The organism is Achromobacter spanius, from assembly GCF_029637605.1.
GTDB lineage: Bacteria > Pseudomonadota > Gammaproteobacteria > Burkholderiales > Burkholderiaceae_B > Achromobacter > Achromobacter spanius_E.
The window spans coordinates 5,473,110-5,487,782 of sequence record NZ_CP121261.1 but is presented as its reverse complement, the minus strand read 5'-3'; the positions used below and the strand labels follow the sequence as shown (position 1 = coordinate 5,487,782).

14 protein-coding genes are annotated in these 14,673 nt (G+C 66.1%); 9 read left to right on the top strand and 5 right to left on the bottom strand.

Going from position 1 to position 14,673, the window contains the following annotated elements:
* Together P8T11_RS24440 and P8T11_RS24435 are read left to right on the top strand one after the other, a co-directional pair.
* Positions 1–474, top strand: a complete 474-nt coding sequence (locus P8T11_RS24440) for an aromatic-ring-hydroxylating dioxygenase subunit beta (protein ID WP_268082508.1) — start codon at positions 1–3, stop codon at positions 472–474.
* A gap of 25 nt (positions 475–499) precedes the next feature.
* Positions 500–811, top strand: coding sequence for a non-heme iron oxygenase ferredoxin subunit (locus tag P8T11_RS24435; RefSeq protein ID WP_268082509.1), 312 nt, complete (start codon positions 500–502; stop codon positions 809–811).
* Between the two features lie 66 nt (positions 812–877).
* Here P8T11_RS24435 and P8T11_RS24430 read toward each other — a convergent pair whose 3' ends face one another.
* The 4 genes from P8T11_RS24430 to P8T11_RS24415 all read right to left on the bottom strand — a co-directional run bounded on the left by P8T11_RS24430 (position 878) and on the right by P8T11_RS24415 (position 6,347).
* Complete coding sequence (locus tag P8T11_RS24430; RefSeq protein ID WP_268079630.1) at positions 878–1,717, bottom strand: tRNA threonylcarbamoyladenosine dehydratase; 840 nt, start codon at positions 1,715–1,717, stop codon at positions 878–880.
* A gap of 61 nt (positions 1,718–1,778) precedes the next feature.
* On the bottom strand, positions 1,779–3,194 hold the full coding sequence (locus P8T11_RS24425; protein ID WP_268079631.1) for an efflux transporter outer membrane subunit: 1,416 nt from the start codon (positions 3,192–3,194) through the stop codon (positions 1,779–1,781).
* A 5-nt stretch (positions 3,195–3,199) separates the two neighbouring features.
* Entirely contained in the window at positions 3,200–5,158 is a 1,959-nt protein-coding gene (locus P8T11_RS24420; protein ID WP_268079632.1) for a MacB family efflux pump subunit, read from the bottom strand.
* A 1-nt stretch (position 5,159) separates the two neighbouring features.
* On the bottom strand, positions 5,160–6,347 hold the full coding sequence (locus P8T11_RS24415; protein ID WP_268079633.1) for an efflux RND transporter periplasmic adaptor subunit: 1,188 nt from the start codon (positions 6,345–6,347) through the stop codon (positions 5,160–5,162).
* 384 nt (positions 6,348–6,731) lie between these two features.
* Between P8T11_RS24415 and P8T11_RS24410 the strand changes: the two genes are divergently transcribed.
* The 6 genes from P8T11_RS24410 to purU all read left to right on the top strand — a co-directional run bounded on the left by P8T11_RS24410 (position 6,732) and on the right by purU (position 11,926).
* Positions 6,732–7,940 carry an MFS transporter gene (locus tag P8T11_RS24410; protein ID WP_268079634.1) on the top strand — a complete coding sequence of 403 codons (1,209 nt, stop codon included), beginning with the start codon at positions 6,732–6,734 and terminating at the stop codon, positions 7,938–7,940.
* A 4-nt stretch (positions 7,941–7,944) separates the two neighbouring features.
* Positions 7,945–8,607: a gamma-glutamylcyclotransferase gene (locus tag P8T11_RS24405; RefSeq protein WP_418910274.1), complete on the top strand. Its 663-nt coding sequence runs from the start codon at positions 7,945–7,947 to the stop codon at positions 8,605–8,607.
* Positions 8,608–8,725: 118 nt separating this feature from the next.
* The gene (gene pdxH, locus P8T11_RS24400; RefSeq protein WP_268079636.1) at positions 8,726–9,355 is read left to right on the top strand and encodes a pyridoxamine 5'-phosphate oxidase; all 630 of its coding nucleotides are present in this window, start codon (positions 8,726–8,728) and stop codon (positions 9,353–9,355) included.
* Between the two features lie 39 nt (positions 9,356–9,394).
* Positions 9,395–9,919 carry a flavin reductase family protein gene (locus P8T11_RS24395; protein ID WP_050448957.1) on the top strand — a complete coding sequence of 175 codons (525 nt, stop codon included), beginning with the start codon at positions 9,395–9,397 and terminating at the stop codon, positions 9,917–9,919.
* Complete coding sequence (locus P8T11_RS24390) at positions 9,916–11,025, top strand: NAD(P)/FAD-dependent oxidoreductase (protein ID WP_268079637.1); 1,110 nt, start codon at positions 9,916–9,918, stop codon at positions 11,023–11,025. Before P8T11_RS24395 ends, P8T11_RS24390 begins: the two co-directional genes overlap by 4 nt.
* A gap of 46 nt (positions 11,026–11,071) precedes the next feature.
* Positions 11,072–11,926: a formyltetrahydrofolate deformylase gene (gene purU / locus P8T11_RS24385; protein ID WP_268079638.1), complete on the top strand. Its 855-nt coding sequence runs from the start codon at positions 11,072–11,074 to the stop codon at positions 11,924–11,926.
* A gap of 11 nt (positions 11,927–11,937) precedes the next feature.
* On the opposite strand, the gene P8T11_RS24380 is transcribed toward purU, so the two are convergent.
* Positions 11,938–12,849 carry a LysR family transcriptional regulator gene (locus P8T11_RS24380; RefSeq protein ID WP_268079639.1) on the bottom strand — a complete coding sequence of 304 codons (912 nt, stop codon included), beginning with the start codon at positions 12,847–12,849 and terminating at the stop codon, positions 11,938–11,940.
* 114 nt (positions 12,850–12,963) lie between these two features.
* Between P8T11_RS24380 and P8T11_RS24375 the strand changes: the two genes are divergently transcribed.
* Positions 12,964–14,664 carry an acyl-CoA dehydrogenase family protein gene (locus P8T11_RS24375; protein WP_268079640.1) on the top strand — a complete coding sequence of 567 codons (1,701 nt, stop codon included), beginning with the start codon at positions 12,964–12,966 and terminating at the stop codon, positions 14,662–14,664.
* Positions 14,665–14,673 lie beyond the last annotated feature (9 nt).

Genomic DNA, 14,673 nt, shown 5'->3' with positions numbered 1-14,673 from the left:
ATGCTGGACTTTCCGCTCTACTACCGCCTGACCTGCCTGTACACCGACTACGCCGCCGCGCTGGACGCCGAGCAATGGGAGAAATGGCCGGACTTCTTCCTGGAAGACTGCACCTACAAGGTGCTGCCCCGCGAGAACCACGAACGCGGCTACCCCTTGGCCACCATGGCATTCGAAAGCCGCGCCATGCTGAAAGACCGCATCTACGGCGCCACGGAAACCATCTTCCACGACCCCTACTACCAGCGCCATGTGGTGGGCGCACCGCGCGTGTTGTCGGTGCAAGGCGACCGCATCGAATCCGAAGCCAACTACGCCGTCTTTCGCACCAAGCCCAACCAGTTCACCACGGTGTTCAACGTGGGCCGCTACCTGGACGTGGTGCGCAGCACGCCGGACGGCCTGAAGTTTGAATCGCGGCTGTGCATCTTCGACAGCGAGCTGGTGCCCAATTCGCTTATCTACCCCATCTAGCCTAGCCAGGATCACCGCCATGACTATGACTACCCACTGGATCAAGGCCATCGCCCATGCCGATGTGCCCGAAGACGACGTGATCGCCGTGCAGGTGGGCGACCACGAAATCGCGCTATACGGCGTGGAAGGCCAGGTCTACGCCACCGACAACCTCTGTACCCACGGCAACGCCCGCCTGTGCGACGGCTTTTTAACCGGCCATGAAATCGAATGCCCGCTGCATCAGGGCCGCTTCGACGTGCGCGACGGGCGGGCGCTGTGTTCGCCCTTGCGCGAGAATGTGGCGACCTACCCGGTCAGGATCGAGGACGGGATGGTGTTCGTGGGGATGTAGCGGCCGCTGTGACCATCAATGCCGCAGCCAAAGTGGTCACCGCGTGGCAAGCCGCGCGGCCCGCGTTCAGATTGCCATTCGCAACGCTTCGTTGGCCGCCGCCATGCCCATGGCTGCGGTCACCGTCACCACCGACCCGTAGCCGGCGCAAGACAAACCCTGCGGCGCGGGGCTCTGCGCCGCCGCGCCCATATCGTCTTCGCCCTCGGTGGGGCGGGTCCAGGCGTCGGGCAGAATGGCCGGCTGGTCGAACCACAGCGCATGCACGCCCATCTTCGGCACGCGCTTGAGCGCCTTGCCGTTCTGGTCGGACGCGCGGGGAAAGCCGTGCTCGCGGCGCAGCTTGTTACGCAGCTTGGCCAGCAGGGCGTCGTTCACCGCCGCAGACAGGTCGCCCGCCCGCAAGGCCAGCGGGTCGGTCTTGCCGCCCGCGCCGCCGCACAGCAGCATGGGCACGCCCAGCGCGCGCGCATGCAGAATCATCGCGATCTTGGCCTCGGCCTGGTCGGTGCAATCGATGATGACGGTATAGGGGCCGGGCAGCACCTCGGCTACGTTCTCGGGCGACACAAAGTCGTCAATGCGCGTCAGCCGGCATTCGGGGTTGATCTCCAAGACCCGCTCGGCCATTGCGTCGACCTTGGACTGCCCCAGCGTGGACGTCAGCGCATGGATCTGACGGTTGACGTTGGATTCGGCAATGTGGTCCAGGTCGATCAGCGTCAACGCGCCCACGCCGCAACGCACCAAGGCCTCGACCGTCCAGGAACCCACGCCGCCCAGTCCGGCGACGGCAACGTGCGCCTGTTGAAGCCGGGCGGGCGCCTGGGGGCCATACAAACGGGACAGACCGCCGAAACGGCGGTCCAGGTCGGCGGAGGGGGCTGGGTGGTCGGGGGAGTTCATGGCGGCTATTTTAGGGCAGGCATCAAACTGAAACGCCAGTCCGAGACCTTAGCGCGAAATCTCAGCCCGCATCGTCCCCGCCCAGCGCCCGATACACCGTCACCTGGTTTACCAGGCGGTTCAGGCCGTTCTCGTCGCGGGCAATCTCGGCCGTGCGCCGTTTTTCCTGCGCGTCCAGCCAGTCTTTCAAGGACACCGCCCCCGCCCGATACCGAACCTCATACAGGCGCTCGGCCTCGCGCGCCGCGCGTAGTGACCGCGCCAGCTGCTCGGCCTGCAAGGCCAGCTGGGTTCGGTTCGACAGCGCGTTTTCCACATCGGCCATGGCCTGATACAGCGACTGCCGGAAATTGACGACGCGCTCTTCGTAATCGGCCTTCGAGATCTTGATGTTCAGCTGCATCTGGTTCCATTGCAGGAACGGCAGCGTCAGGCCCACGCCCAGCGTGGCGACGGGGTTTTGCAGCATGTTCGACAGCGTGGGGCTGGCGCTGCCCACCGCGCCCGTCAGCGTCACCGGCGGATAAAAGCTGGCGCGGGTGGCATCCACGGTGGCCAGCGCTTCGCGCAGGCGCAGCTCGGTGGCGCGCAGGTCGGGGCGGCGGCCAAGCAGGTCCGCCGGCACGCCAGCGCGAGCCTCGGGCAGCGGATATTCCGGCAGCCGGGGCGGGTTGGCCATGCTGCGGTCGGGAGGACCGTCGAACAGAATCGTCAACGCATTGGTGTATTCCACGCGCTGCTGCACCAGCAAGGTGTGCGCCGCCTGCTGGCTGGCCACGGTCTGCTCGGCTTCAGCCAGTTCCAATGCCGACGCGCCGCCCGCGGCGTACTGCGCGCGCACCAGGTCTTGCGTGCGGCGCGCGTAGGCGATGCTTTCCTCGCTGCTGGCAATACGCTGGTTGATGAAGGCCGTCTGCCAATACAGCGTGGCGGTGGTGCCCACCAGCGACAAGGCGGCGGACTGGCGGTCTTGCTCGGTGGCCAGCGCTTCCCATTGCGCCGCGTCGCGCTGGCGCGAGAGCTTGCCCCACAGGTCCACTTCGTAGCTGACGGTCAGTTGGGCCTGGTTGGCGCGCGTGATGGCGCGGTCGCCATACAGGTTGCGGTTGCGCGTCACGTTGGCATCGCCGCCTAGCTGCGGGATCAGCTTGTCTTCGGTCAGGCCCGCCTGGTATTGCGCGCGGCGCACGCGGATGGCGGCAGCCGCCAGGTCGTTATTGCGCGCCAGAACGGCGTCGACCAGGCCGTTCAGCACCGGGTCGTTGAAATTGCGCCACCAGGCGCCGCCGTCTGCCAGAGGCGCTTGCGCGCCGGCCTGTCCGCCTGCCGCTCCACCGTAGGTCCACGCGGCGGGCGTCTGGGTCAGCGGAGGTTCGTAGTCGGTGCGCAGCAGGCTGCCGCAGCCGGCCAGCACCAAAGGCAAAGCCAGCGCCAAGGCCCGCGCGACAGGTTTTCGAATCAGGGAAACCGCTTTCATTGTCCTCATTCCCGGGCCAGCGCCTCGACGGGATCCAGGCGCGCTGCGTTGCGCGCCGGCAAATAGCCAAAAAGCACACCGATCAGCGTCGAGCACGTAAATGCCGCCACCATCGATGCCGTGGAATAAATCATCTGGAACGAGCCACCCGTGGCCTTGGACACCAGCACGCCCAGGGCCAGCGACAGAATGATGCCCAGCGCCCCGCCAATCAGGCAGACCAGCACGGCTTCAATCAGGAACTGCTGCATGATGTCGCTGCGCCGTGCGCCCACCGCCATCCGCACGCCGATTTCCCGGGTGCGCTCGGTGACCGACACCAGCATGATGTTCATGACGCCGATGCCGCCCACCATCAGCGAGATCAGCGCAATCAGCGACACCAGCAGCGTCATCGTGGCGGTGGTGCGTTCGATGGTCTTGCGGATGGCGTCCGTGTTGAACACGAAGAAATCCTTCACCACGTGGCGGCGCATCAACACACGCTCGATGGCCTTCTCGGCGGCGGCGGGCGGCGTGGCGTCGCTGACACGCACCGTGATGCTTTTCAGGTGCTGCTGCCCCAGTACGCGCGACAAGGCCGTGGTGTACGGAATCCAGACGTTCAGGGACTCGTTGTTGCCAAACACCGAGTCCTTCTTGGCGGTCACCCCGATCACGCGCGCCGGCATGGAGCCCAGGAAGATGACCTGCCCGATGGGCTCCGTGTGCGAGCCGAACAGCGCCCGCCGCGTGCCGTCGTCGATCACCACTTCCTGCGCCCGGCGCACCACGCTGGTTTCGTCGAAGAACTTGCCCTGTTCCAGCTTGATGGCGCGCACGCGAAAGTACTGTTCGCCCACGCCCTGTATGGATCCGTTGACCGACACGTTGCGATAGCGCAGCGTGTTGCTGGTGGCCACTTCCGGCGTGACGCTGTCCACATAGGGTTCGCGCGCCAGGGCATCGGCGTCCGCCGCGACCAGCGTGCGGATATTCACGGCTTTCTCGTCGCCGAAATCCTTGCCGGGAAAGACCTCCACCGTATTGGTGCCGATGGCGCTGATGTCTTCCAGGATCTTGCGCCGCGAGCCCTCGCCCAGCGCCACCACCGACACCACGGCGGCAATGCCGATGATGATGCCCAGCATGGTCAGCGATGTGCGCAGCCGGTGCGCGTTCATCGACAGCAGCGCCATGCGCAAGGCTTCGCCGCAGCGGTCCAGGTACGACTGCCAGGCGGGCCGCCTGGGCAGTTCGGGCGGTGCATCGCGCGTGGCGTCCCGGTGTGGGGCGTCGGGGTTGCGCTTGTCCGCCACGATCTCGCCGTCGCTGATCTCGATGATGCGTTGCGCATGGCGCGCCACGTTCATGTCGTGCGTGACGATGATGATGGTGTGCCCGGCGGCGTTCAGCTCTTCCAGAATGCGCAGCACTTCCTGGCCGGTGTGCGTGTCCAGCGCGCCAGTGGGCTCGTCGGCCAGGATGATGTCGCCGCCGTTCATCAACGCGCGCGCGATACTCACGCGCTGCTGCTGGCCCCCGGACAACTGGCCGGGGCGGTGTTCCGAGCGGTCGCCCAGGCCCAGCCGCTCCAACAGCTGATCGGCGCGGTCGATGCGCGCCTCGCGGCGCTTGCCGGCGTAAACGGCGGGCATTTCGACGTTGCCCTGCGCGCTAAGGTCAGACAGCAGGTGATAGCGCTGGAAGATGAAGCCGAAATGCTCGCGGCGCAGTTCGGCCAGTTCGTCCGGGTCCAGCTCGCCCGTGCTGCGGCCGTCCACGCGGTAGTCGCCCCGGGTCGGGCGGTCCAGGCAGCCCAGGATGTTCATCAGCGTGGACTTGCCCGAACCGGACGCTCCCACGATGGCGACCATTTCGCCGGCCTCGATGGTCAGGTTGACGTCTTTCAGGACGGCAATGGTCTGGTCGCCCGCGGGAAACTCGCGGCGCACCCCGGACAGCGCGATCAGCGGACCGCTCATGTCAGGCACCCGGCGCTGCGCCAACGGCTGGGGTGGAATCCGCCGACACGACCCGGTCGCCCACCTCCAGCCCTTCCAGCACCTGCGCCTGGACGTTGTTGTTCATGCCGATCTTGACCTGGCGCACCTCGGTCTTGTTGTCTTGCAGGACCACGCGCACTGCATAGCGGCCATCTTCACCGCGCTTGCCCAGCGCCGAGGCCGGCACCACCACGGCATCCTTGGCTTCGCCCAGCACGATGAACACTTGCGCCGTCATCGAGATGCGCAGCTTTTCGTCGGGGTTGGGCACATCGAACAGGCCGTTGTAGTACACGGCGGCGGTGGTGGAGCTGCTGCTGGACGAGGTCAGCGATGTGGTGGCGTCGTCTTTCTGGATGGAGTCCGGCGCGGGTTCCACGGCGCGCAAGGTGGCGTGATAGCGCTCGTCGGGTTCGCCCAGGATGGTGAAGTACACCGGCAGCCCGGGCTTGACCCGGGTAACGTCGGCTTCCGAAATCTGCGCCTTGATCGTCATGGTGTCCACCTGGGCCACCTTGATGATGGTGGGCGCGCTTTGGATCGAGTTGACGGTCTGGCCTTCCTTGGTCACCACCGCCACCACCATGCCGTCAATCGGCGAAACAATGCGTGTGTACCCCAGGTTGACCTTGGCCGTATCCACCTGGATTTCAGCCTGCGCGATCTGGGCGTCCAGCGACGCGATCTCGGCACGGGTCACGCCCAGCGTGGCTTCGGCGGATTCATAGGCTTCGCGGGAGCTGGCGTCGGCCGCCAGCATCTGGCGCTGGCGCTTGAACGCCAGTTCGGCCTGTTTCAGCATGGCGACCTTGGCGGCCCGCTCGGCGCGCCGGGTCTGCAAGGCGGCTTCGGCGTTGCGCAAGTCGTTCTGCTGGGTCAGGTCGTCGATCTCGGCAACCAGTTGGCCTTTCTTGACCCGGTCGCCCAGCTCCACTTTCAAGGACTTCAACTGGCCTGTGGCCTGGGCGCCGACGCTGACAAGTTCGATGGCGTCGATGGTGCCGCTGGCCAGCACGCTGTCTTCCAGATTGGCCCGGGTCACTTCCGCCACCGCGAAAGTGGGCGGCGGCGGCGCCGAGAAGAACGCGGCTCGCAGGCCCAGCACCCCCAACAGGATGACGACGGCGATGATTGCGTAGCGTTTGAACTTACTGCGGGACTTTTTCATTGCACCAGGGGATAAGGGGCGAGCCACGCCGCCCGTATTGCGGATACCAGGACGCCATCCTAAACGGGCTGGATGGCCAACCGGCGAGATGTCGTCGGTTGAAACGGGAAAAAAACACTAAGGCCGCACGGCGCGGCGCGGCACGCATTCGGATTGTTCCGTTGCGTGAACGATACAACGTCAACGACCCGTGCGTGAAACCCGCCCCGGGCGCTCGCCGCCATCATGCCGCCAACCTGCCGCGATCTTGCATCGTAAGCGCGCAACTTGGCCGTTAGATGGCGCCTATCTTGTTAACACGCGCAGGAACATTATGCGGCGCTGCAAAAAAAGCGCGCCTCGACATAGGGGGACGATACGCACAGAATGAATGCAGTTAACGCCGTGTCTACCTCCAACAGATCCCCCTCCTCGCCCTCTGGTTCCCCTGAATTTTCCGGGGCGGTGCTGCTGTGCCTGCTGGCGATGATGAACCACGTGGCGCTGACAGGGGGACGCATCACCGTATCCCTGACGGCCCTGCAGATGGGGCTGTCCACGTTCAAGGTAGGCATGCTGGTTGCCGTGTTCGCGGTGCTGCCGATGCTGTTTTCGGTACGCGCGGGACGCTGGGTCGACCGGGTAGGCATCGTGCGTCCGCTCGTCATCGGTACGTCATTGGTGGCGATCGGTACTGCTTTGCCGTTTATCTCGCAGACTCAAACGGCCTTGCTGATTGCTTCCTGCTGTATCGGCATTGGTTTCATGCTGCACCAGGTGGCCACGCAGGACCTGCTGGGCCATGCTGAACCCGCGCAACGGATGCGCAACTTCTCCTTCCTGTCCTTGGCGCTGGCCGCGTCCGGATTTTCGGGGCCGCTGATCGCCGGGCTGGCCATCGACAACCTGGGCACGCGCACCGCCTTCGGCCTGCTGGCGCTGGGGCCCATCCTGTCCGGCATCGGGTTGTACGCCTTGCGTCACCAATTGAAGGCGGTGGATTCGCAACTATCTGGCGCCAAGGAAGCGCAGCGCCGCCGCGTGACCGAACTGCTGGCCGTTCCCGCCTTGCGCCGCATCCTGATGGTCAACACCATTTTGTCCGGGGCGTGGGACACGCACTTGTTCGTCGTGCCGATCTTTGGCGTGGCGATCGGGTTGTCCGCGACGACCATCGGCGTCATTCTGGCGTCCTTCGCGGCGGCAACGTTCGTTATCCGCCTGGTATTGCCGCTGATCATGCGCCGGGTGCGCTCGTGGACGCTGGTACGGGTGGCGATGGCTACCGCCGCCATCGACTTCATGCTTTACCCGCTGTTCACCGACGTTAGCGTCCTGGTCGTGCTGTCGTTCATCCTGGGGCTTGCCTTGGGGTGCTGCCAACCGAGTATGCTTTCCCTCTTGCACCAGCACAGCCCGCCCGGGCGCGCGGCTGAAGCCGTGGGTTTGCGCATGGCGCTGATCAACGGCTCGCAGGTCTCCCTGCCGTTGACCTTCGGCGCGCTGGGTGCGGTAATTGGCGTCGCCCCGTTGTTCTGGGCCTATGCGCTGGCCTTGATGGCCGGCGGCTGGGCCAATCGCAATCCCCCGCTCGAATCTGACCGGAAACCGTAGAGCCTTGACCATGCAGTCCACTCCCCCCGCCTCCGGCATCGCCGGCGCCAGCTTGCCCTTCCGTCTTTGGACACCAGAGGAAAGGCAGGCATCGCTGGATGACGCGCTGCGCCATTGGCAAGCCGGAGAAGACGTCTGGGTATATGGGTACGGATCACTGATCTGGCGCCCTGATTTCGACTTCATGGAGCGCCGGCTGGCGACCTTGCGCGGCCATCACCGGGCGCTGTGTCTGTGGTCGCGCGTGAACCGGGGCACGCCGGAATGCCCGGGCCTGGTATTCGGTCTGGACCGTGGCGGCTCGTGTCGGGGCGTGGTCTACCGCCTGGCCGGCAGCCAGGTGCCCACCTACTTCCCGGCGCTGTGGGAACGCGAAATGTCCACTGGCGCCTACCTGCCTCGCTGGATCAACTGCACGACCGACGCCGGCCCCGTCCGCGCGCTGGTCTTCATCATGAACCGCGACAATCCCGCCTACATCCGCGCACTTCCCGACGCCGAGCTGCTGGCCATCGTGCGCCGCGCGGCCGGCCGGTACGGCCCCTGCACCGATTACGTGGTGCAGACGGCCCAGGCGCTGCGCGCCGCCGGCATCCATGACGCCCGGCTGGACGCCATCGCGCGGCTGCTGGAAGAAGACGGACACACCCTGCCTGAAGGCGCCTGAGCGCGTCACTGGCCGCCCCCCAGGCGGAAAACATGCCCGAGTCTGCGCGGGGTCAATAAGGGAGCGACCGCCCGGGCGGTATAAACTCCCTGTTATCCACGCTGAATCCCACGCCTCCATGTCCGTCTCCGATCTGCGTCAAAGCTACGAAAAGAACGTCCTGTTGGAAAGCCAGGCCGCCGCCTCGCCGTTCGAGCAATTCACCCGCTGGTTCGACGAAGCCCTGGCCGCCAAGGTGCCGGAACCCAACGCCATGACCCTGGCCACGGTTGACGCCAGTGGCCAGCCCAGCGCCCGCATCGTCCTGATCAAGGGCTTTGACGAGCGCGGCTTCACGTTCTTCACCAACTACGAATCCCGCAAGGGCCAGGACCTGCTGGCCGAACCGCGCGCCAGCCTGCTGTTTTTCTGGCAGCCGCTGGAACGCCAGGTCCGCATCGAAGGCGTGGTGGAGAAGGTCGCTCCCGAGGAATCGGATGCGTACTATCACAGCCGCCCCGCCGGTTCGCGCATCGGCGCCTGGGCCTCGCCCCAGAGCCAGCCCATTACCCGCGAAGCGCTGGAAGCCCGTGAAAAGGAATTCCGCGAACGCTTCGGCGAAGAGCCGCCGCGTCCGCCGCACTGGGGCGGTTACCGCCTGAAGCCCACCGCCATTGAATTCTGGCAAGGCAGGCCCTCGCGCCTGCACGACCGTCTGCGCTATGTTGCCGACGGCTCGGCCTGGAAGATCGAACGCCTGTCGCCCTGATGTCGGGCGCCGTGTCGCGCCCGCCCAATTACCGATTGCATGCCCGCCTCCTCCCCTGATTTTGACGCCGCTTTTTTCCGCACCGCGCTGGGCCGCTACGCCACCGGCGTAACGGTCGTGACGGCCGCCGGGCTTGATGGCGCTCCCATCGGCCTGACGGTCAGCTCGTTCAATTCGGTATCGCTGAACCCGCCGCTGATCCTCTGGAGCCTGTCGCGCGCCTCGTCGTCGCTGGCGATCTTCGAGCAATGCGAACGGTACGTGGTCAACGTGCTGAGCGCCGAACAGATTGCGCTGGCGCGGCGCTTTGCCACCGGCAAGACGCCCGACCGCTATGCCGGCCTGACGGTGCACTACGCGCCGGGCGGCACGCCGATGCTGGACGGCCATTGTGCCGCCTGGTTCGAATGCCGCAACCGCAGCCGCTACGAAGAAGGCGACCACATCATCATGGTGGGCGAAGTAGAACGCTGCGGCCACAGCCACGAGCCGCCGCTGGTATTTCACGCGGGCGGCTTCGACCTGACGCCCGCCGGCACCCGCTCTGAAAGGAAAGCGCCATGAGCGCGGATGTGGATTGCATCGTGATCGGCGCGGGCGTGGTCGGCCTGGCCATCGCGCGCGCGCTGGCCCAGTCTGGCCGCGAAGTGCTGGTGACCGAAGCCACCGAGGCCATCGGCACCGGCACCAGCTCGCGCAATTCCGAAGTCATCCATGCCGGCATCTACTACCCCGCGGGTAGCCTGAAGGCGCGCCTGTGCGTGCGCGGCAAGCACCTGCTGTACGCCTATTGCGCCGAACGCGGCGTGCCGCACAAGCGCCTGGGCAAGCTCATCGTCGCCACCGACCGCGACCAGGCGGCCCAGCTGGAAGGCATTGCGCAGCGCGCCCGCGCCAATGGCGTGGATGACCTGCAATTCATCTCGGGCGAAGAAGCCATGCGCCTGGAACCCGCGCTGCAATGCACCGCCGCGCTGGTGTCGCCGTCCACGGGCATTGTGGACAGCCATGCCCTGATGCTGTCGTTCCAGGGCGACGCCGAAAACGCCGGCGCCCAGTGCGTTTTCCACACGCCGCTGGTATCTGGTCGCGTGCGGCCCGAAGGCGGCTTCGAGCTGCAATTCGGCGGCGACGAAGCCATGACCTTGACCTGCAACGTGCTGATCAATTCAGCCGGGCTGCAAGCGCCCGCGCTGGCCCGCCGCATCGACGGCGTGCCGCCGGCCAGCATCCCCACCGACTACCTGTGCAAGGGCAGCTATTTCACCTTGTCCGGCCGCGCCCCGTTCTCGCGCCTGATCTACCCCGTGCCGCAACACGCCGGCCTGGGCGTCCACCTGACACTGGACCTGGGCGGGCAGGCCAAATTCGGCCCCGACACCGAATGGATCGGCACCGAGGACTACACGCTGGACCCGGCCCGCGCCGACGTGTTCTATGAAGCCGTGCGCAGCTACTGGCCGGCCCTGCCCGACAACGCGCTGACGCCCGGCTATACCGGCATCCGGCCCAAGATCTCGGGCCCGCACGAGCCCGCCGCCGACTTCGTCATTGCCGGCCCCGCCGTGCATGGCGTGCCGGGCTTGGTGAACCTGTTCGGCATTGAATCTCCCGGGCTGACTTCCAGCCTGGCCCTGGCGGAAGAAGCCCTGGCGCGCCTGGCCGCCTGATTCCGCCCATCCCCCCTTTATCCTTACCCTGGCCTATTCCCGCACCATGCAGCACAACGACTACATCCTGACCCTGTCCTGCCCCGACCGCACCGGCATCGTCTACCGCGTCAGCGGCCTGTTGTTCGAATTGGGTTGCAACATCCTGGATTCGCAGCAGTTCGGCGACGAGGAAACCGGCCAGTTCTTCCTGCGTGTGCACTTCGACCTGCCCGTGGCCGTGAACCCCGACGACCTGCGCGCCCGGCTGGATACGCTGTCGGTGGATTACGGCATGGACCTGAAGCTGCACGACGCGCGCCGCAAGCAGCGTCTGCTGATCATGGTCAGCAAGCAGGGCCACTGCCTGAACGACCTGCTGTTCCGGGTGCATAGCGGGCATTTGCACGCTGAAGTGGCTGCCATCGTGTCCAACCACAACGACTACGCCAGCCTGGCCGCGTCTTACGGCATTCCGTTCCACCACCTGCCGGTTACGCCGGACACCAAGGCCGAACAGGAAAAGCAGGTGCTGCAGATTGCCGACCAGTCCAACGCGGATCTGGTGGTGCTGGCCCGCTACATGCAGATTCTGTCGGCGGACATGTGCCGCGCGCTGAATGGCCGCGCCATCAACATCCACCACAGCTTCTTGCCCAGCTTCAAGGGCGCCCGCCCGTATCACCAGGCACATGCTCGCGGCGTGAAGATCATTGGCGCCACAGCGCACTACGTGACCTCGGACCTGGACGAAGGCCCGATCATCGACCAGGACATCGAACGCGTCGACCACACGATGACGGCGGCCGACCTGACCCAGGTGGGCAGCGATATTGAATCGCTGGTGCTGTCGCGCGCGGTGCGCAGCCATGTGGAACACCGCATCCTGCTGAACCGCAACAAGACTGTGGTTTTCCGCTGATCCGCTGATCTTCAGTCAGCCGCGGCCTGGCCCGCGGCCGCTGGAAACTGGCGTTCCACCAGCGCCATCGCCCTTTGCTGCAAGGGCGTGCGCGCACCGGCGTGCCAGATTACCTGGCTGACCGAGCGCGCGTCATGTTCGAAGGCTATGAAGCGCGTGCCGGCCAGGCCGCTGCGCGACAGGCAGGCCGGCACGATCGACACGCCCAAGCCCTGCGACACCAGCGACGCCACGCTTAGCCAATGTCGCACTTCGTGCCGGATCACCGGCATGAATCCGGCCGCGACACACATGGACAGCACGGTTTCGTAATAGCTGGGGGACGCCGCCCGGGCGAAAAAGACGAAATCATCGCTTGCCAGTTCGGCCAGCCGCAGCGACTGGCGGCCGGCTAGCGGATGGGAATCCGGCAGGCACACCACGAACGGCTCGGCGATCAGATCGCGCGCCAGCACCTCGTCGGGCACGGGGTTGGCGTGAATAAAGCCCAGGTCCTGTTCACCGCGCCGCACCGCTTCAATCTGCTCGTGGGAATTCAGTTCGGTCAACACGTGCTCAACGTCGGGCAACTCCGCCCGCATCGCATTCAACAGCGTCGGCAGGCCGCGATACAGCATCGACCCCACGAAGCCGATGCGCAACCGGCCCCGCAAGCCCGCGTCCACCCGCTGCACCAGCGTGCGCACTTCTTCCGCCTGCCGCAATAGCGTCAGGGCCTCGCGGTACAGCACGTGGCCCGCGTCGGTCAGTTCCACGTGGCGGCTGGTACGCGCCAGCAAGCGGGCGCCGACGTTGTCTTCCAGTTGGCGGATGGCGTAGCTGAGCGGGGGTTGGGAAATATGCAGCCGGGTGGCGGCGCGGCTGAAGTGGCGCTCTTCGGCCACCGCGATGAAGTAGCGCAAAAGGCGCGGGTCCAGATCCATGGTCTCCCCTTATCTATATTTTTTATGGATTGTTCTACACAAAATCGGTATTTGCATAGATTAATGCACCCGCGCAACATCGGCCATCTTCTCCGTTTTCCGCAGGATGCCGCCATGGACGCCCCCGCCCGCCCCGTTGCCCCCGCCGCCACGCCCGTTCCGGATTCACGCGGCCTGAATCTGTTCCGCGCGGACCCCTATGCCGCCGCGCTGAGCCAGCGCTACCTGCCCGCCGCGCTGCACACCCATCTGCTGCCGCACCTGGAACGGCTGGGCGGCCTGGCCGGCGGCGTGATGGACGAGCTGGCCGCCACGGCGGACAAGCATCCGCCCACCCTGTCCGTGCGCAGCCGCGCAGGCGCGGATGAATCCCGTGTCGACAAACATCCGGCCTATGTAGAACTGGAACGCCTGGCCTACAGCGAATTCGGCCTGGCCGCGCTGTCGCATCGCGGTGGCGTGCTGGGCTGGCCAGAACCCATGCCGGCCAGCGCCAAGTACGCGCTGAGCCATCTGTTCGTGCAGGCGGAATTCGGCCTGTGCTGCCCGGTCAGCATGACGGATTCGCTGGCGCGCACGTTGCGCAAGTTCGGCGACCCCGCGCTGGTCGAGCGCGTGCTGCCGCAAGTCACCAGCCAGGATTTCGACGCGCTGCGCCAAGGCGCCATGTTCATGACGGAACAGGGCGCGGGGTCGGACGTCAGCGCCACGGAAGTGACCGCAGAAGCGCAAGCCGACGGCACCTGGCGCATTCATGGCGACAAGTGGTTCTGCTCGAATCCCGACGCGGGCTTTGCCATGGTGCTGGCGCGCAGCGAGCCGCAGCCTGGTCTGAAGGGCGTATCGCTCTTCCTGCTGCCGCGCGACCTGGACGACGGCAGCCACAACCACTACCGCATCCTGCGCTTGAAGGACAAGCTGGGCACGCGCTCCATGGCCAGCGGCGAAATCCGCCTGGAAGGGGCCGTGGCCTGGCTGGTGGGCGAACGCGGCCGCGGCTTCAAGCAGATGGCCGACATGATCAACAATTCGCGCCTGTCCAACGGCATGCGCGCGGCCGGCCTGATGCGCCGCGCCGTCACCGAAGCCATCTACGTGTCGCAACACCGCCGCGCTTTTGGCAAGCGCCTGATCGACATGCCGCTGATGCAGCGCCAACTGGTCAAGATGACGGTGTGGGCCGAACAGGCGCGCAGCGTCATGTTCCAGACGGCGCGCGCGCTGGCGGACGCCGACCAGGGCACTGCCGACCCGGCGCTTGCCCGCATCCTGACGCCGCTGATCAAGTTCCGCGCCTGCCGCGACGCCCGCAAGGTGACGGGCGACGCGATGGAAGTGCGCGGCGGCTGCGGCTATATCGAGGAATGGACCGAGCCGCGCCTGGTGCGCGACGCGCATCTGGGCTCCATCTGGGAAGGCACCAGCAACATCGTGGCGCTGGACGTGCTGCGCGCCATCAAGAAAGAGAATTCGCTGCCCGCCCTGCGCGCGCACATCGACCGGTTGCTGGCGGCGGGCGTGCCCTGCCCACCCGCCCTGGCCGCGCTGCAAGCAGACGCGCTGGCCAAGAGCTTTTCGCTGGCCGAGCAGGCGGCGGCGGGCGACCATGACGAACTGGCCCGCCAGGCCGCATCGCTGCTGTACCACGCCGTGTCCATGGCCGCGCTGCGCTGGGAAGCCACGGGCGCCAGGCTGGAAAGCCGTGCGCAACTGGCCGACCAGGTGCTGCTGCACCGCCTGGCGCCGCGCGACCCTTATGCCATTCCCCCCAACGAAAGCGCGGCCTGCCAGGCCATCTTGCAATACGCGCTGTAATCCGACGCC